Source organism: Bacteroides sedimenti (genome assembly GCF_040365225.1).
In the GTDB taxonomy this organism is placed as follows: Bacteria; Bacteroidota; Bacteroidia; order Bacteroidales; family Bacteroidaceae; genus Bacteroides; species Bacteroides sedimenti.
Genome location: NZ_AP028055.1, coordinates 3,034,027 through 3,051,466, shown reverse-complemented (window position 1 = coordinate 3,051,466; position 17,440 = coordinate 3,034,027). Strand labels below are relative to the sequence as shown.

The window sequence follows — 17,440 nt, the reverse complement described above, 5'->3', positions numbered from 1 at the left end:
CATTTAAGAACAAAAGTTAAGCTGAGTGCTTACTTTGTCTTGTGTTCAGATTAGGTTAGATTAAATAAAATCGACACTTTTCAAAAAGTAAAATTGAGTCTCTGAAAGTTGAACATTTGAAAATGACCTTCGATAAACCCGAAAAAAAAGATAAAAAAGGGGGTTGATCCAGTATCTTGGACAACCCCTTTTTCTTTTATCTTATCAAAGCTGATTTTACTTCCCTTTCGGGCTCCAGATATTAACTAGGTTCATATCAAAAATAAGTGTCGAATACCCAAGGATTTTTCCGCTTCCAGCAGTACCATAAGCCAGCTGATGAGGAATATAAACAATCCAACGTTCTCCTTTCTTCATCTGGCGAAGCACTTCAGTCCAGCCGGTAATCACACCAGATCCAACAACCGTTTTAAACGGTACATCGAATTCCGGACTGGGATTCACACCCGTAAAACACTGATCAAAAACCTCACCGTTAATCAGCTTACCTCTATAATAAACCTGCACAGTATCCGTATCCAAAGGACGACTGCCAATTTCATTGTACCCCGCAACCTTCTCAGCGTAGATTTTGTATTTTGTAGTACTCATCAAAGGTACCACAAAAAGATTAGGGTTCGATTTGGTGTCAATCACATTTTGCAGCGAATCAATAAAGGTTTGATTACGGTTTTGCCAGTTAGCATACTCATCAACTCCGTTGGTCTCATTACATGAGAAAAAAGCAAAAAGCATCAGTAGTAATGCCGGCAATAGAAATATCTTTTTATTCATACTATTTATGAGTTTAAATCAGCTTCTTGAGCAGACTAGTAATGCTAACTTTATCTGCAATGATATTGCTTAATTCAGATATAGAGACGCGTTCCTGTTCCATGCTGTCACGGTGACGAATGGTTACACAGTTGTCTTCCAGCGTTTGATGGTCCACGGTCACACAGTAAGGAGTACCAATAGCATCCTGACGACGATAGCGTTTACCAATAGAGTCTTTTTCATCGTACTGACAGTTAAACTGGAACTTCAGTTGATTGATAATTTCACGTGCCTTTTCAGGAAGGCCATCTTTCTTAACCAACGGCATTACGGCCAGTTTCACCGGAGCAAGAGCAGCAGGCAGTCTCAAGACTACTCGTGTTTCGCCATTTTCAAGTTTCTCTTCGCAATAAGAAGAGCATACTATGCTAAGGAACATACGGTCAACACCGATTGAAGTTTCAACAACATACGGAGTATATGATTCGTTCAGTTCCGGATCGAAATACTTGATGTTCTTTCCACAATATTTTTCATGTTGGCTAAGGTCAAAGTCGGTACGAGAGTGAATACCCTCAACCTCCTTAAAGCCGAATGGCATTTCAAATTCAATATCAGTTGCCGCATTTGCATAGTGTGCCAACTTATCATGATCGTGATAACGATATTTTGTATCACCTAGACCAAGAGCTTTGTGCCATTTCAAACGTTGTTCTTTCCAGCTTTGGAACCAAGTCAACTCCTCGCCCGGACGAACAAAGAACTGCATTTCCATCTGTTCGAACTCACGCATACGGAAAATGAACTGACGAGCCACAATCTCATTACGGAATGCCTTACCAATCTGAGCAATACCGAAAGGAATCTTCATGCGGCCGGTTTTCTGCACATTAAGGTAATTCACAAAAATACCCTGAGCCGTTTCCGGACGAAGGTATACTTTCATAGCACCATCGCTGGTTGAACCCATTTCTGTTGAGAACATTAGGTTGAACTGACGCACTTCTGTCCAATTTCTTGTTCCTGAAATAGGGCAAACAATCTCTTCATCAAGAATAATCTGACGTAGCTCTTCAAGATTTCCATCATTCAATGCTTTAGCAAATCTTTCGTGCAAAGCATCACGCTTGTTCTGATTTTCAAGAACACGGCCATTGGTAGCACGGAACTGCGCTTCATCAAACGATTCTCCGAATCTTTTCCGCGCTTTTTCGACTTCTTTGTTAATTTTCTCATCATACTTAGCCAATTGGTCTTCAATCAGCACATCGGCACGATAACGTTTTTTAGAATCCTTGTTGTCAATCAACGGATCATTAAAAGCATCCACATGACCGGAAGCCTTCCAAATAGTGGGGTGCATAAAGATAGCCGAGTCAATACCCACGATATTTTCGTGCAGCAACACCATGCTGTCCCACCAGTATTTTTTGATATTATTCTTTAACTCAACTCCCATTTGGCCGTAATCATACACAGCCCCTAACCCATCATAAATATCGCTGGAAGGAAATACATACCCATACTCTTTACAGTGCGATACTATTTTCTTAAAAACATCTTCTTGTGCCATATACTTCTTATTTTACTTGTAAGCTAGTTCATTAGAAATAAAGTGCAAAGTAAATGATTTTTTTCAATTTAATTCGTATTTTTGCCTTGACATCATCCTATATAGGTGTAAAAAACTTAATTTGTTGTTAAAACAAGATAGAAAAAGGGGAAAAGAATATTTATGAGCAACGACACAATCGACCAAAACGAATTGAATGATGATGAGTTTTTTTCTTCTGAAGATCAAATCGCAGAAGGACAAACCACTGAAGATGAATTGGCAGAAAGCAACGACCACTCTGATTATAAACCGGCCGGAAATTCCGATGAAAGCATCAAGCACCAACTATCGGGCATGTATCAGAATTGGTTTCTGGATTACGCATCCTATGTAATTCTGGAACGTGCCGTACCTCACATTAACGATGGATTTAAACCGGTTCAACGACGCATCCTTCATTCAATGAAGCGGTTGGACGACGGACGTTATAACAAAGTGGCAAATATTGTAGGTCACACTATGCAGTTTCACCCTCATGGGGATGCTTCTATCGGAGATGCATTGGTACAACTGGGACAGAAGGATCTGCTTGTTGACTGCCAGGGAAACTGGGGTAATATACTTACCGGTGATGGTGCAGCAGCTCCTCGTTACATTGAAGCACGTCTTTCTAAGTTTGCCCTCGATGTGGTTTTCAATCCAAAAACTACAGACTGGAAACTCTCATACGACGGTCGTAATAAGGAGCCTATCACTCTTCCGGTAAAATTTCCGCTGCTGTTGGCACAGGGCGTGGAAGGTATTGCCGTGGGACTCTCTTCTAAAATATTACCGCATAATTTTAATGAGCTATGCGATGCCTCTATCTCTTACCTACACGGAGAAGAATTTCAGCTCTATCCTGACTTCCAGACCGGTGGATCAATAGACGTATCCCGGTATAACGACGGAGAACGCGGAGGTTCAGTAAAAGTACGTTCCAAAATTACCAAGTTAGATAACAAGACACTGGTAATTACAGAAATACCATATGGTAAAAACACTACATCTGTAATCGAATCAATTCTGAAGGCAGTTGAAAAAGGGAAAATCAAAATACGGAAAGTAGATGACAACACGGCTGCTGAGGTGGAAATTCTTGTTCACCTGGCACCTGGAGTCTCTTCAGACAAAACTATCGACGCTCTTTATGCCTTTACCGATTGTGAAATCAGCATTTCACCAAACTGCTGTGTTATAGACGAGCATAAACCACACTTCCTTAAGGTTAGTGATGTGTTGAAAAAATCGGTAGATAATACATTGAGCCTTTTACGGCAAGAGTTGCTTATCCAAAAAGGAGAGTTGCTGGAAAGCCTCCACTTTTCTTCTTTGGAGAAGATTTTTATTGAAGAACGAATCTATAAAGACAAAGAGTTTGAACAAGCAAAGTCTATGGATGAAGCTTGCGAACATATTGATACCCGGCTAACACCTTACTACCCTCTTTTTGTACGTGAAGTAACCAAAGAAGATATCCTCAAGCTGATGGAAATAAAAATGGGTAGGATCCTGAAATTCAACTCTGACAAAGCGGAGGAACAGATTGCACGCATGAAGAGTGAAATAGAGGAGATAGACCGCCATCTGGCTAATATTGTGGAATTCACAGTAGATTGGTTCACCATGTTAAAGAATAAATATGGTAAAAAATTTCCTCGTCTTACCGAAATCCGCAATTTTGACACTATCGTGGCGGCAAAAGTGGTGGAAGCTAACGAAAAACTATATATAAACCGTGAGGAAGGATTTATTGGAACATCACTGAAAAAAGACGAATATATAGCCAACTGTTCGGATATTGATGATGTGATAATATTCTATCGTGACGGAAAATACAAGATAGTACGCGTGGCCGATAAGATGTTTGTGGGCAAAAACATACTGTATGTGAACATCTTTAAAAAGAATGATAAGCGAACTATCTATAACGTTATATATCGTGATGGGAAAGATGGATTCCATTACATCAAGCGATTTAACGTAACCGCCATGACCCGCGATAAAGAATACGATGTAACACAAGGTACTCCGGGATCGCGCATTGTTTACTTTACAGCAAATCCTAACGGTGAAGCCGAAGTAATCAAGGTTACACTGAAACCCAACCCACGAATTCGCAAGATTATCTTTGAAAAAGATTTTAGTGAAATTGCAATCAAAGGACGTCAGTCTATGGGGAACATTCTGACCAAAAATGATGTTCACAAAATTAGTTTGAAACAAAAAGGAGGATCTACGCTTGGGGGGCGCAAAGTATGGTTTGACCGTGATGTATTGCGACTTAATTATGACGGACGTGGTGAATTTCTGGGAGAGTTTCAAAGTGAAGACAGTATACTGGTGGTACTGAATAACGGAGAGTTCTATACAACAAACTTTGACCTGAGCAACCATTACGAAGACAATGTGAGCATCGTTGAAAAGTACGATCCCAACAAAGTATGGTCGGCAGCACTTTATGATGCCGATCAGCAAAATTATCCATACCTGAAACGCTTCTGTTTTGAGGCATCTAACCGTAAACAGAATTACTTGGGCGAAAACAAGGATAATAAACTGATACTACTTACTGACGAATACTATCCACGACTGGAGGTTATTTTCGGAGGGAATGACAATTTCCGTGAAACTCTGATCATTGATGCGGATGAATTTATCAGTGTTAAAGGGTTCAAGGCAAAAGGTAAGCGAATAAGTACATTTACTATTGAGGCTATTAATGAGCTGGAGCCAACCCGATTCCCTGAACGCGAAAGCGAAGAAATAGAAGAAGAACAGACGGAAGTAGAAAATATGGATCCGGACAGTGAGAAGAGTGAGAACGACATTATTGACGAGATCACAGGACAGATGAAATTGTTCTGATAAAGGTGCCTGATGGCTCCTAACGATCTCCCTAAACAGAATAGATTGATGAGAAAAAGCGCTGCGTTAATTGCAATTCTGATTGGACTGAGCGGAAAACTATCCGCTCAGAAAGATTTTCCCGAGGCCAACCGCTACATTACCCGTGCCACATCTTATGGTGTGGGATATACAAAGATTCTGGATACCTATCTCTCCCCACAGGAGTACATGGGTGTTGAAGGACGGATATATCGTGAGTCAATGAGGCTTACCCGCCTTTTCGATGGAAATATTTCGCTGCAGAATATTTTTCAGGCAAATCTATCCTATACCCACAACAAGGTAGACAATAATAATACCTTCGCCGGATTGGTGAACTGGGACTATGGGCTGCACTATCAATTTCGCCTGGGCAATAACCTGAAGCTGCTTGCCGGCGCTCTGGGCGATTTCAACTGTGGTTTTGTTTACAACCTGCAAAACACAAACAACCCTGCGTCAGCTAAAGCATATATAAATCTGGCAGCTTCGGGAATGGCTATTTATAGATTTCATATTAAAAACATTCCTTTTGTAGCCAGGTATCAGGCCAATGTGCCTGTGGCCGGAGTGCTTTTCTCTCCCAACTATGGGCAGTCTTACTACGAGATATTCACATTGGGCAACAGCGATGGTGTGATAAAATTCACCACTCCTAAAACACAACCTGCTATCCGACAGCTTTTATCGCTCGATTTTCCGGTCTTAAGCGCCAAACTCAGGTTAAGTTATCTCTGGGATATTCAGCAGTCTAACGTCAACCAGCTAAAAACACATACTTATTCGCATATTTTTATGGCAGGGTTTGTAAAAGAGCTCTACCGTGTTAAACACAAGGATGGAGATTTACTCCCTTCCCGGATGAAAGCGTATTAGAATGAACCGAGCTATTTATTGAAATGAAATTACCAAAAAATATAAACTATCATATCTTGCAGAGTATTGTATTATGCCTGTTATTGCTCCCTTTATCTTCATGTGTGGAGGAAGACACCAATAGCAACACTCCCGAGGGAAACTTTGAAGCACTCTGGAAGATTATTGATGAACAATACTGCTTTTTAGATTATAAGAAAATTGACTGGAACGCTATTCATACCAAGTACAAGAAACGGATAACTCCGGATATGACTAACGAAGGACTTTTCGAAGTTTTGGGAGATATGCTTGCAGAGTTAAAGGACGGACACGTCAACCTCTTCTCGGCACACGATGTTTCGCGTTACTGGAAATGGTATGAAGATTACCCCATGAACTTCAATGATACAATCCAGAAAAAATATCTGGGTAATAATTACCGAATTGCCTCTGGAATTAAATACAAAATTCTGGAAGATAATATCGGATACATCTACTATAGCAGCTTTTCTAATGGCATTGGAAGTGGAAATCTGGATGAAGTACTAAATTATATGGCCATTTGTGACGGACTTATTATTGATGTACGGAGTAACGGAGGCGGAACTATAACCAACGCAACCAAATTTGCTGAACGGTTTACCAATAAAAAAGTATTGACTGGATATATAAGACACAAACTGGGAACCGGCCATAACGATTTTTCTGATCCTTACCCAATATACCTGGAACCATCAAACAGTATCCGATGGCAAAAGAAAGTAGCGGTACTGACCAATCGTCGCAGTTATAGTGCTACAAACGACTTTGTAAACAGTATGCGAATTTTGCCTCTGGTTACAATCATCGGCGATAAAACCGGTGGTGGATCGGGTCTTCCCACCTCTTCTGAACTGCCTAACGGATGGAGTGTACGGTTTTCTTCCAGCCCCCATTATGCTTCCGATATGAGCCAGATAGAATGGGGTATAGATCCTGATATTAAAGTAGATATTACTTCTGCAGACTATAACAGAGGGATAGATACCATCATTGAACGAGCACGTGCATTTTTAAAACAATAGGAAATAAATAGGCATTTTGTTTGGAGAATAGAAAATTATTCCTACCTTTGCATCGCTAAACAAAAAAGTGCGATATCAACCGCAAAAGCGGCTGTGGCGTAATTGGTAGCCGCGCCAGACTTAGGATCTGGTGACGAGAGTCGTGGGGGTTCGAGTCCCTTCAGCCGCACTTAAAAGACCTGCAAGATACTTGCGGGTCTTTTTTATTCCTCCTTCTTCCCTCAAATTCTTTATAAAACATTCCAAAAACAGTTCTTTACAACAGTTATTAATAATGTTTCACGAAAAGAAATTCACATAAATTAAATCTTTTCTTTACCTTTGCCCAAATACACATCGCTACAACACAAAATTAACAGCTTGTTAATGATTTTATTAATTTTAAAACAGCATAATGAGAAATAAGCTATCACGTGACAAAATAGAAACATTAAATACCATTTCAAAAGGACGCCATCGAACTAACCTACTTAAGGTTCAGGAACAGAAAGCACTTGCTTTTCTTGTGGAGCATACTCCATCCTGCATCACCCCGAACATGCTAACCTCGATCGGGATGGTTGGAAGCATAATTACCGCAGGTAGTTTCGTACTTGCAGCCTATATCCACATCAACTACCTCTTATTGGGTATTCTGGGATTTGCTATCAACTGGCTGGGCGATTCGCTCGATGGAAGAATTGCCTATTACCGTAAAACTCCTCGTAAATGGTACGGTTTCTCGCTGGATATCACTGTCGACTGGATTACAACAATACTGATAGGTTTGGGATACGTGATATACGTTGATGGCCCATGGAAATTCCTGGGATTCGGTTTCGTAGTTATGTACGGCTGGGAAATGATTACAACTTTACTAAGATATAAAATTACAGATAAATACAGCATAGACAGCGGCTTATTCGGCCCAACGGAAGTAAGAATCCTTATTTCGATGATTTTAATACTCGAAGTGCTTATTGAAGATTCTATTATTTATTCGGGAGTCATTATCTGTATCATGCTTTTCATTGCCAATCTGACTGATACCAACAAGCTACTGAATATGGCAGATTCACGCGACATTACTGATAGAGAAAACAAACTGAATAAAGGAGATGATTGAAAAACTATTTGTGTTCACTAAAGCCCAGATATCATCTGGAATAGGCGGAATAGTTGACTATATAATCATGATTTTATGCACCGAACTTCTAGGTGTACATTATACAGTCTCAATCGCCATTGGCGGAATAGTGGGCGCATTCATCAATTTTTCCTTAAACAAGTCCTGGACTTTTCAATCAAAGAGTTGCAATTATAAATATTCTTACTGGAAACAACTAACCCGGTTTGCATTTGTTGTTATTAACAGCATCCTGCTAAAGGCGGGCGGAACCTATTATATTACAACATTTCATCATATAAGTTATGAGTTTAGCCGCATAATAACCGATCTGATTGTCTCTCTAGGAATAAACTATACCCTTCAGCATTACTGGGTATTTAAGAAAAGCGCTCCCAACTCTATCAAAAGCAAACTTTAACAGGAGTCTAGTATTAATAAATCTATTATATCGGTTTGGAAAAAGAATTAATTGACATAACAGATCTGGAAAACATCTCACCCATATTCAAAGGGAAAGTAGGAAACCACTTGGCAAAATTTGCAATACGTTTATTTGCAATGGATAAGGTTAACAGATTGTACGCAAATTCGTGCGAACATTCCGGCTCCAGTTTTGCAGCAAGTTTGTTGAATGACCTCGGAGTAAATTACCGCATAGGGAATATAGAACGGCTAAAACACCTTCCCGAGGGAGCATTCATTACCATTTCGAACCATCCTTATGGCGGACTCGACGGAATTATGCTAATTGATTTAATGGCTGGCATACGTCCGGATTACAAGGTAATGGTCAACCAGTTCCTTTGCCAGATTAAGGCAATGGAAGAAAATTTTATTCCTGTCAGACCAAAAGGTAAAAAAGACAATGGCATCTCTACTGCAAGCGTTAACGGCATCCGCGAAACACTAAATCGATTAAAGGAGGGACATCCTGTCGGTTTCTTTCCTTCAGGTGCCGTATCTGATCTCAGTTTGCGCGACAGGTGCGTCAGAGATCGTGAATGGCAGGAAAGCATAATACGGCTTATTCAGAAGGCGGAGGTTCCTATTGTACCCATCCGATTCTTTGATCAGAATTCTCCCTTCTTCTTTTCACTGGGGCTGATAGACTGGAAGGTAAGGCTTGTAAGGATGCCTTATGAGGTATTCAATAAAAGTAAGCAAAATCCTCGCATCGGAATAGGAAAGCTAATCTCAGTCGAAGAGCAGCAACAATTCAAGGACTGGCAATCGCTGCGCACATTCTTACGGAAATCTGTCTATGATATGCCGGTTCCAGAAAGCTTTATTCCCAGAACAGTAATTGACTTGAATAAAAAACCAGAATCCGAGCAATAAAATTGTGCTTCAGAATCTATTAGCGAACCAGGCAATAGCTAAACAACTTTCCCAGAAAGTTTATTACTGAAGACACATGTTCAATTATCGGTAATAACCTTTATAAAAAAGAAGGTGATAAGTTCCTCTGTACACCCGGGTGTACGATATCTCTAAATCCGGATGTACAGCCCCCTTACACCCGGATGTACCCAGCTTCTCCACCCGGGTCAAAGATAATTTTAGAGGCATTCAAATAAATAAAGGCCATTACGTTTACCTGATATTTCATCCGGACTCAGAACTTTCAATTATAAAGAATAGCTTAATACAGCTTTTCAGACCAACCACAGCCAGGTTACACAAGAATTTTTCTCATCTTTAAGTCTGTATAACTATATTTTGACCTATAAACTTCTTTCTTATAATCTAGACTGATTTACATAGATAAATGTGCAAACAACAGCAACTGACAATTATCTTTTTTCATTCACTTTTTTTATAGAAATAATACAATATCAGTTCATTATCGAGGGAACATTTCAAGTATTTAAAACGTTTTATATCTGAAATATAAAAATCTACAGATATGAAAAGTACAAATAAACTTATTTATCTGCTTGTCCTCGTGTTAGGGCTCTCTTTGCCGGTAAACGCTCAGAGTAAAAAGGAGAAAAAAGAAGCAAGGATCAATGCCATCAAGGAGTTGGTAAATGCTCAAAAGATTAAGATCGATGTAGATATAGCCTATCCCATGACAGGGGCAAGCATCAACCTGACTTCCATGTACAGCTTAACAGTAAGGAATGACTCCGTTTATTCATATCTTCCATACTATGGTGTAGCATATAATATTCCTTATGGTGGCGGTAGCGGGCTGATCTTTAATGCTCCAATAACCAACTATGAACTGAAATATAAGAAAGACGGTACTGCTAACATACAATTCAAAACAAGTTCGCCAGATGATAATATCACTTATTCTATTTCCATTTATACATCTGGTAAAGCTGACATTTATGTTACTCCGATCAACAGGCAAGGAATTTCCTATCACGGTAATTTTCAATATGAATTACACAAACAAAAGAAATAGAATCATGATTGTCAAATAACAAATTAAAGATCAAAACACTATGAATATTATCGAGCGAGCAAAAAGAATCATCCTTTCTCCCAAAACCGAATGGCTGGTTATTGACTCTGAACAAAAGAATTCAACCCAGGTATTAACAACATACCTGATTCTGCTGGCAATAATTCCCGCAGTTGGAAACCTGATAGGCTATGGATTAGTTGGATATAGGGTAATTGACATTCATATAGGCTTAATGGATATGGCCGTCCGTCAGGCAGTAACCTCGTTTGTAGGTATTATTTTAGGAGCTTATCTATCAGCTTTTATCTTAACCTGGTTGGCCCCTAAGTTTGCTTCCACAGAAAGTTTTGATAAAGCATTCCAGTTGGTTGCATATTCTTATACACCAATGTGCGTGGCAGGCATTCTCTATATTATACCAAGCCTGTCGGGCATTGCAGTAATCTTCGGATTGTACGGACTCTACATACTCTATCTGGGCATCGCACCTATGATGAAAACACCGGAAGACAAAGTTACTTCCTATTTCCTCACATCCATAGTCTTTGTCATAATCGTATCTATATTAATTTCACTACTGCTTGGAGCTTTATTCATTCTTTTTTAAAGCAGTAGACTGCATTTCAAACAATTAGTGCCATGAAAAAAAGCAGCATTTTCTATTTAGTTATGTTCCTGTTTCTCTGCACCAATTCCAATGCACAGGGATGGCTTAAGAAATTGGGTGATAAGGTAACAGACAAGGTCGAAAAGAAGTTAGAAAAGAAGACTGACCAAACAATCGACAAGGAGCTGAATAAAAAGGATAAAAAGACCGAAAATAAGAATAAAGATGACCAAGGCAAGGTAAATCCTCAGGGAGATGAAGAAAAAGGTGGTTTGGAAAGCTATTCAAAATACGATTTTGTGCCGGGTGATAAGATTATCTATTTCGAAGATTTCTCGCAGGATGCTATTGGGGACTTTCCTACAAACTGGACAGGAAACAGTACCGGTGAAGTTAAAAAGGTAAATATTGCACCGGGAAACTGGTTCCATCTTAACGGCAAAGATGGGGTATATTGCTATACTAAAAAGATTGCATTCCCCGAAAACTTTATTTTTGAGTTCGACTTTATTCCGGACAAGAACTATTCCCGGGGAATAATATTGAATATGTATGAAGAAGACCCTCAGAGGCCACAAGAGATAAATGATGATGCATGGCCGGGCTTGCATGGTTTGAAACTCATTATCGTGGACGACCGTTGGGAAACCACAGGATATGAAAACAAATCGGGCGGTGAATCATTGAGCGGTTCATCGGAAATAAATCCGGTGGTAAAGGAAAAGGTGAACCACGTAATTATCTGGGTGCAGAAAAGAAGAGTACGGATATACCACCAGGGAGCAAAAGTGCTGGATATTCCGACCAATATTCATAGCACGACCAAGTTCAACAAAATTGTATTCAACGGGTGGGACCGCAACAGTCTGCCCTACATCACCAACCTGAAAATAACCACCGCTTCACCAGATACACGAAGCAAATTGCTTACCGAAGGAAAGGTTATTTCGTATGGCATTTATTTCGATACGGGAAAAGATGTGGTAAAGCCTGAATCTTATGGTTCAATCCGGGATATTGCTAATGTTCTGAATGAGAACCCAGCGGTAAGGATAAAGATTGTTGGTCATACCGACAGCGATGGCGATGACGCCATGAATCTGGACCTTTCGAAAAGAAGAGCTGCAAACGTGAAGCAATGCCTAATTGATGAATTCAAGATTGATGGCTCCAGAATTGAAACAGACGGCAAAGGCAAGACAGAACCCATTGCAACCAATAACAGCGTTGAGAACAAGGCTAAGAACCGTAGAGTTGAGTTTATTAAACTGTAATACATAAACGAAAGTTCTCTTGATCACACTTAATTCAAAGCCTGGTAAAAGAGAACAAAGCAGCCCCCTTATCAATTTCTTCAGAATCCTGAGAAAAATAAGAGGGCTGCTTACTATTTGTTTATTTCCGGAGAAACTAGAGATAAAAGAAGATAAGTAGAGCTACATTAACGGCTATAACAACAGAAAAACCGGTAGTCAGGAAAGGGAGCATCTCTTTCCTTCTGCCCGAGAAGAAGAGTGCATAGCACATCTTCATCAGGTTGTTGCTGATAATAGCCTGCATTATACATGCTACTGCCACACCTATCGCCACGCTTCCGGTATCTTGAAGCAGCGTTAAGATAAACGGGGTAATATCGCTCAAACCTGATAAGAAGGAAAGAACATTGAGTCCTCCGGTTCCGGTATAGATCAGGGTGTAATGAGTAACCACCGTGAACAATACAAATAAGAAAGCAAAAATCAGGGCAACCTTAAACTCTAGCGGGTTACTGCTATCATCGTCGTCGTCCTCTGTCTTTTCCATAGCCTCCGTAGAATCACCTTTTTTATGAATATACCATGCCACAGCCGCCGAAACAACAGCCATTATAAGCAGATAGGGATAGGCTGACACGAAAATCTTGAGACTGAAGATAGGTATCAGAATCAGTAACCGCAGATACATCATGCTCACTGCCATAAGCATTGAAGCTACATAATCTGGAATTTCCCTCTCTTTTGCATGCTTGCATCGGCGTGCCAGCACCGAAATAGTGGCAGTGCTGCTGTAAAGTCCGCCAATAATGCCCGAGAGCAGTGTCCCCGACTCCTTGAAAACATATCTTTTCAGCAGGTAAGAGAGGTAGGATATACCAGAAACCACGACTGTAGCCAACCAAATGGTATAAGGAGTAAGATTAATACCGGGAATCAAGTTCTCATTTGGAAGCATCGGAAGGATAATACCACTAATTGCCAGGAACTTGGCAAGGGTAATCATCTCGTCGTTCTGCATATGTTGGGCAATCTCAACAAAGGTGTGTTTCATTTCCGAAAACAGAAGTACGGTGACCACCACCATGACATAAAACCAGGAGGGCTGCGTAACCACAATGGGCGCCAGACAATAGGTTATCAGTCCGGTAACAATGCTGGTAATTCCAAAGATATTGTGCTGAGACATTTTTACATAATAGTTCAGCCCGAAAAGAATGACCAGTGCAAATCCACCTCCCATAAAAGGTATAAGATTGGCCGGATCAAGAATATAGAGAAGGTAGCCTAGTATCCCAATGAAAGTAAAGGTGCGGTCGGTTCCAAAAAAGGTTTTCTCAACCCCTTCTCCCTCCTTCTTCAGGCTCAACTTACGCTGTGAAAGACCTATGAGGAGTGAAAACAACGTTACCAGTACAAATGTAACCAGTTCCTGAGGGAACAATTGATAGAACTTCTCCATAATCATTTATTTTAAGTTATATGGTACTATTTCCAGTTGGAATAAGGATTCTTCATCAGTTGCGAATTGTAATAACGGATATCTCCGGTTACCTCTTCGCCTACAAAAGGAGGCTTCTCAAAAGATTCATCTTCCGAGCCCAGTTCCACTTCGGCTATTACAAGCCCCTCATTTTCCCCGCAAAACTCGTCTATTTCAAAGATATGGCGTCCGCTTCTCACCAGATACCTGGTTTTATCGATAATGCCGGGCTCACAAAGCTTCATCAGTTCTTGCGCCTCTCCAAGCGGAATCTCTTTTTCCCATTCGTAGCGGCTTGTGCCCGAAGCATTGGCCGCACCTTTAATGGTGAGATATCCCTTTTCATCGCGAATCCGTACACGGACAGTGCGCCCACGCACACTGCTTATGTATCCTTGTACGATGTGACTGGAGGAATAAGCCTCTGGCTTGAACTCCCCTTTCACTAAGAACTTCCGCTCAATCTCCTGTGCCATTTTAGAAGTTTAGTTGAGCACGAAGAGTGACAATACTGTAATTATTGCCCGACTTGCCACGACTTTCATCAACCTTTGCAGGTTCTTTAGTGACCTCTCCGTTGCTCGTATATCCTACTCCGATGGTTCCACCGCCATTGGCATATATATCGTGGTTCACATAAGAGTAATTTAATTGAAATTTAAGATATTTACTGGCATAATAGTTTACGCCCAAGGTTAATGCATCCGATTGTCCCCCTTTGACATTGATGGAATTCATATCAAGACGGTCATAACGTGCTGCCACTTCAATATCTCCCCACTCTTTTCCACAGGTTGGCTGGGTAAAAGCACCTTTGCCGGCAACATACTTTTGTTGACCGCCAAACAGCATGCAGGCAGCTTCAGCATAATATCCGTTAAACTTTTCAGTTGGCAAACCCTCCATACGGTGAGTCTGGTTCAGGATATATTCACTTTGGAAACGGAGCCCGTGACTGTATGCAGCCAGTTCGCCGCCTAAAAGCCAATCGTGATCCACTTTATTGATTGCTTTTGTATCCATGTATTTAACTTTATCAATTCCGGTCAGTGAAGCCGTGCTGTATCTCACCGTATTGGGGATAAAGTTACCTCCATCTGTTTTAGGAGTACGGTAAGAAGCGGCTGCCCCTAAATGGAATCCACTTGTTTTTGACTTTGATAATGGCATCCATATTGTTCGGAATGTGTACGAAACACCTTCATCCTGTCCATTCTTCAAACTTGCATCCACATAATCCTTCTCTGTACTACCGTTTATTTTCTGGAAATGAACACCAGCCTGTCCCAAGAATTGTCCTTTCTGATAAGCTCCCTGAAGGCCGATATGATATTCCGGTGAAAAGGCAGAAACTACATTCGGGTGTTCAATGAAGAGGAAATCGCCCGAAGAGGTCATGGTCAACATCGAAAAACCTTCCTGAAAATTACCCAGACGGAAGTTCAATCCATTAAGAAAATCATACTTGATAAAACAATCTTTCAGTGCAAAAGCGCCACCGGCAGCTTCTATTTCTACTTTTCCTGAAAGATTTTTCCCGAAAGAAGCATTGGTATTGAGACGAACGCGGCGAAAACCTACGCCATTTGCCATGTGTTGAAAATCACTTCCGTAATAAGAAGCAGCATCCATCTGGATACGTCCGCCAAACGAAATTTTCAGATCACTCTGAGATAAGTTAAAAACTGAGGACTCATTCTTTTTACTTTCAGAAACTGATCCTGGTTCGCCTGCAAAAGCCAAAGTTGATGCTGTAAACAGACATGCTAAAGGTAGCAAAGAAAATTTATTCATATTGAAAACTGTGATTTATGCTGCCTCAGGAAAAAATAAAGAAGCGGAAAAGGGAGAAATTCCTTTTTCCGCCAGATTATTATGAAAAGAAAGAAGAGCTGAGCAAAATAATCAGACAGAGAATAATCAATACAATGATTACAATCTCGAAAACCCTTTTGGCCTGCTGTTCCTCTTTTTTAGCATTCAGTGCTTTTTTATTCTTTCCCATGGCATTAAATTATTAAGTTTAACATGATCCTTGCGTTTTTCCAAAATTAGAAATTAAAAAAATATATTGCAAACAATATTATTAAAACTTTTCCTAATTCAGAAAACAGAATCCTACAAGTGATCATTGCCATTTAAAAGTCATTTTATTCTTCCGATTCCCCGGCAAATTCCATCAGATAAGCCTTGATGAATCCATCAATCTTACCATCCATCACCCCACCTACATCAGAGGTTTGGAAATTTGTACGGTGGTCTTTCACGCGACGGTCATCAAACACGTAACTGCGAATTTGTGAACCCCATTCAATTTTCTTCTTTCCTGCTTCCACTTTTGCCTGCAAAGCCATCTTTTTCTGAAGGGCAATGTCATACAATTGTGAACGAAGTAATCGCATGGCGTTTTCACGGTTATCCAACTGCGAACGGCTTTCCGTGTTTTCAATAAGAATTTCGCGGGTTTCACCGGTATCCGGGTCTTTATAGTTATATCGAATACGAACTCCCGTTTCAACCTTATTTACGTTCTGTCCACCAGCACCTCCCGAGCGGAAGGTGTCCCAAGTGTAATCGGCCGGATTAATTTCTATTTCTATGGTGTCATCAACCAGTGGCGTTACGAATACAGAGGCAAAAGAGGTCATTCGTTTTCCCTGCGCATTATAAGGTGAAACACGTACCAATCGGTGTACTCCGTTCTCTCCTTTCAGATAGCCATAGGCATAATCGCCTTCTATTTGCAGTGTTACCGATTTGATTCCGGCTTCGTCTCCTTCCAACAGGTTAACTACTGTAAGTTTGTAGTTATTGGCTTCAACCCAGCGCATATACATACGCATCAACATTGAAGCCCAATCCTGACTTTCTGTACCACCCGCGCCTGAATTAATCTTCAGCACACAGCCTAACTGGTCCGCTTCCTGACGAAGCATATTTTTAAGCTCCAGGTTTTCAAGCGTTTCAATGGCCTTGGCATAGTTGTCGTCTACTTCTTTTTCTGTAACCAGCTCATCCTTATAGAAATCAAAAGCCAGTTCCAGCTCATCGGCCAGTGTCTTCATTTCATTGTAGCCGTCAATCCATCCCTGGATTCCTTTTACCTTTTTCATCTGAGCTTCTGCCGCTTTTGCGTCGTCCCAGAATCCTGGTGCCTGTGTTCTTAATTGTTCCTCTTCGACTTGAATTAATTTACTGTCGATGTCAAAGATACCTCCTCAGCGCATCGGTGCGCTCTTTCACGTCTTTAAGTTGTTCGATTGTTATCATCTCTGATTTTAGTTAAATTTGAGGGTGCAAAGATAGATATTATTTTATTAGCAGTAAAAGAGATAGCTTTAAAATAGCACAAATTATAATTACCCCGAGCACAAAAAAAAGACAGCAGCAAAGATTTGCTGCTGCCTGTCAG

At 40.5% G+C, this 17,440-nt stretch carries 16 protein-coding genes and 1 tRNA gene; 10 read left to right on the top strand and 7 right to left on the bottom strand.

Translation table 11 applies throughout. The annotated features are described in order from the left end of the window. Window positions 1-216: 216 nt before the first annotated feature. Together ABWU87_RS12255 and ABWU87_RS12250 are read right to left on the bottom strand one after the other, a co-directional pair. Window positions 217-774: an FKBP-type peptidyl-prolyl cis-trans isomerase gene (locus ABWU87_RS12255; protein ID WP_353331113.1), complete on the bottom strand. Its 558-nt coding sequence runs from the start codon at window positions 772-774 to the stop codon at window positions 217-219. Window positions 775-787: 13 nt separating this feature from the next. Beyond that, a complete protein-coding gene (locus tag ABWU87_RS12250) occupies window positions 788-2,329 on the bottom strand; it encodes a glycine--tRNA ligase (RefSeq protein ID WP_353331111.1) in 1,542 nt (513 codons plus the stop codon). A 162-nt stretch (window positions 2,330-2,491) separates the two neighbouring features. Here ABWU87_RS12250 and ABWU87_RS12245 point away from each other — a divergent pair, with 162 nt between their 5' ends. From ABWU87_RS12245 to ABWU87_RS12200, 10 genes are all read left to right on the top strand, one after another. Further along, window positions 2,492-5,218 carry a DNA gyrase/topoisomerase IV subunit A gene (locus ABWU87_RS12245; protein WP_353331109.1) on the top strand — a complete coding sequence of 909 codons (2,727 nt, stop codon included), beginning with the start codon at window positions 2,492-2,494 and terminating at the stop codon, window positions 5,216-5,218. 48 nt (window positions 5,219-5,266) lie between these two features. Then, window positions 5,267-6,115, top strand: a complete 849-nt coding sequence (locus ABWU87_RS12240; RefSeq protein ID WP_353331107.1) for a DUF3316 domain-containing protein — start codon at window positions 5,267-5,269, stop codon at window positions 6,113-6,115. 23 nt (window positions 6,116-6,138) lie between these two features. Further along, window positions 6,139-7,161, top strand: a complete 1,023-nt coding sequence (locus tag ABWU87_RS12235; RefSeq protein WP_353331105.1) for a S41 family peptidase — start codon at window positions 6,139-6,141, stop codon at window positions 7,159-7,161. Window positions 7,162-7,248: 87 nt separating this feature from the next. Beyond that, window positions 7,249-7,330 (top strand) — tRNA-Leu (locus ABWU87_RS12230). A gap of 225 nt (window positions 7,331-7,555) precedes the next feature. Continuing rightward, the gene (locus ABWU87_RS12225; RefSeq protein ID WP_353331103.1) at window positions 7,556-8,266 is read left to right on the top strand and encodes a CDP-alcohol phosphatidyltransferase family protein; all 711 of its coding nucleotides are present in this window, start codon (window positions 7,556-7,558) and stop codon (window positions 8,264-8,266) included. Further along, window positions 8,259-8,687: a GtrA family protein gene (locus ABWU87_RS12220; protein WP_353331101.1), complete on the top strand. Its 429-nt coding sequence runs from the start codon at window positions 8,259-8,261 to the stop codon at window positions 8,685-8,687. Before ABWU87_RS12225 ends, ABWU87_RS12220 begins: the two co-directional genes overlap by 8 nt. Before the next feature lie 35 nt (window positions 8,688-8,722). Then, a complete protein-coding gene (locus ABWU87_RS12215) occupies window positions 8,723-9,607 on the top strand; it encodes a 1-acyl-sn-glycerol-3-phosphate acyltransferase (RefSeq protein ID WP_353331099.1) in 885 nt (294 codons plus the stop codon). A gap of 568 nt (window positions 9,608-10,175) precedes the next feature. Beyond that, a complete protein-coding gene (locus ABWU87_RS12210) occupies window positions 10,176-10,682 on the top strand; it encodes a DUF4251 domain-containing protein (RefSeq protein ID WP_353331097.1) in 507 nt (168 codons plus the stop codon). A gap of 40 nt (window positions 10,683-10,722) precedes the next feature. Continuing rightward, window positions 10,723-11,292 carry a Yip1 family protein gene (locus ABWU87_RS12205; protein ID WP_353331095.1) on the top strand — a complete coding sequence of 190 codons (570 nt, stop codon included), beginning with the start codon at window positions 10,723-10,725 and terminating at the stop codon, window positions 11,290-11,292. Between the two features lie 32 nt (window positions 11,293-11,324). Beyond that, the gene (locus ABWU87_RS12200; RefSeq protein ID WP_353331093.1) at window positions 11,325-12,566 is read left to right on the top strand and encodes an OmpA family protein; all 1,242 of its coding nucleotides are present in this window, start codon (window positions 11,325-11,327) and stop codon (window positions 12,564-12,566) included. Window positions 12,567-12,702: 136 nt separating this feature from the next. On the opposite strand, the gene ABWU87_RS12195 is transcribed toward ABWU87_RS12200, so the two are convergent. The 5 genes from ABWU87_RS12195 to prfB form a co-directional block, all read right to left on the bottom strand. Continuing rightward, window positions 12,703-14,007 (bottom strand): MgtC/SapB family protein, encoded by a 1,305-nt coding sequence (locus tag ABWU87_RS12195; RefSeq protein ID WP_353331091.1) that lies wholly within the window; start codon window positions 14,005-14,007, stop codon window positions 12,703-12,705. Window positions 14,008-14,033: 26 nt separating this feature from the next. Further along, entirely contained in the window at window positions 14,034-14,504 is a 471-nt protein-coding gene (locus ABWU87_RS12190) for a CYTH domain-containing protein (protein WP_353331089.1), read from the bottom strand. Between the two features lies 1 nt (window position 14,505). Continuing rightward, window positions 14,506-15,822, bottom strand: coding sequence for an OprO/OprP family phosphate-selective porin (locus ABWU87_RS12185; RefSeq protein ID WP_353331087.1), 1,317 nt, complete (start codon window positions 15,820-15,822; stop codon window positions 14,506-14,508). Between the two features lie 79 nt (window positions 15,823-15,901). Then, complete coding sequence (locus ABWU87_RS12180; protein WP_353331085.1) at window positions 15,902-16,033, bottom strand: hypothetical protein; 132 nt, start codon at window positions 16,031-16,033, stop codon at window positions 15,902-15,904. Window positions 16,034-16,178: 145 nt separating this feature from the next. Further along, window positions 16,179-17,298, bottom strand: a protein-coding gene (gene prfB / locus ABWU87_RS12175) for a peptide chain release factor 2 (RefSeq protein ID WP_353331083.1) whose coding sequence is annotated in 2 segments (ribosomal slippage) — window positions 16,179-17,234 and window positions 17,236-17,298 — 1,119 coding nt in all. Because the reading frame shifts where the segments join, the coding sequence is not laid out codon by codon here. Window positions 17,299-17,440: the final 142 nt, after the last annotated feature.

Bases quoted from the DNA above. Each gene is read 5' to 3' on its own strand.
- ABWU87_RS12255 (WP_353331113.1), bottom strand. From the start codon at position 774: ATGAATAAAAAGATATTTCTATTGCCGGCATTACTACTGATGCTTTTT.
- ABWU87_RS12250 (WP_353331111.1), bottom strand. From the start codon at position 2,329: ATGGCACAAGAAGATGTTTTTAAGAAAATAGTATCGCACTGTAAAGAG.
- ABWU87_RS12245 (WP_353331109.1), top strand. From the start codon at position 2,492: ATGAGCAACGACACAATCGACCAAAACGAATTGAATGATGATGAGTTT.
- ABWU87_RS12240 (WP_353331107.1), top strand. From the start codon at position 5,267: ATGAGAAAAAGCGCTGCGTTAATTGCAATTCTGATTGGACTGAGCGGA.
- ABWU87_RS12235 (WP_353331105.1), top strand. From the start codon at position 6,139: ATGAAATTACCAAAAAATATAAACTATCATATCTTGCAGAGTATTGTA.
- ABWU87_RS12225 (WP_353331103.1), top strand. From the start codon at position 7,556: ATGAGAAATAAGCTATCACGTGACAAAATAGAAACATTAAATACCATT.
- ABWU87_RS12220 (WP_353331101.1), top strand. From the start codon at position 8,259: ATGATTGAAAAACTATTTGTGTTCACTAAAGCCCAGATATCATCTGGA.
- ABWU87_RS12210 (WP_353331097.1), top strand. From the start codon at position 10,176: ATGAAAAGTACAAATAAACTTATTTATCTGCTTGTCCTCGTGTTAGGG.
- ABWU87_RS12205 (WP_353331095.1), top strand. From the start codon at position 10,723: ATGAATATTATCGAGCGAGCAAAAAGAATCATCCTTTCTCCCAAAACC.
- ABWU87_RS12200 (WP_353331093.1), top strand. From the start codon at position 11,325: ATGAAAAAAAGCAGCATTTTCTATTTAGTTATGTTCCTGTTTCTCTGC.
- ABWU87_RS12195 (WP_353331091.1), bottom strand. From the start codon at position 14,007: ATGGAGAAGTTCTATCAATTGTTCCCTCAGGAACTGGTTACATTTGTA.
- ABWU87_RS12190 (WP_353331089.1), bottom strand. From the start codon at position 14,504: ATGGCACAGGAGATTGAGCGGAAGTTCTTAGTGAAAGGGGAGTTCAAG.
- ABWU87_RS12185 (WP_353331087.1), bottom strand. From the start codon at position 15,822: ATGAATAAATTTTCTTTGCTACCTTTAGCATGTCTGTTTACAGCATCA.
- ABWU87_RS12180 (WP_353331085.1), bottom strand. From the start codon at position 16,033: ATGGGAAAGAATAAAAAAGCACTGAATGCTAAAAAAGAGGAACAGCAG.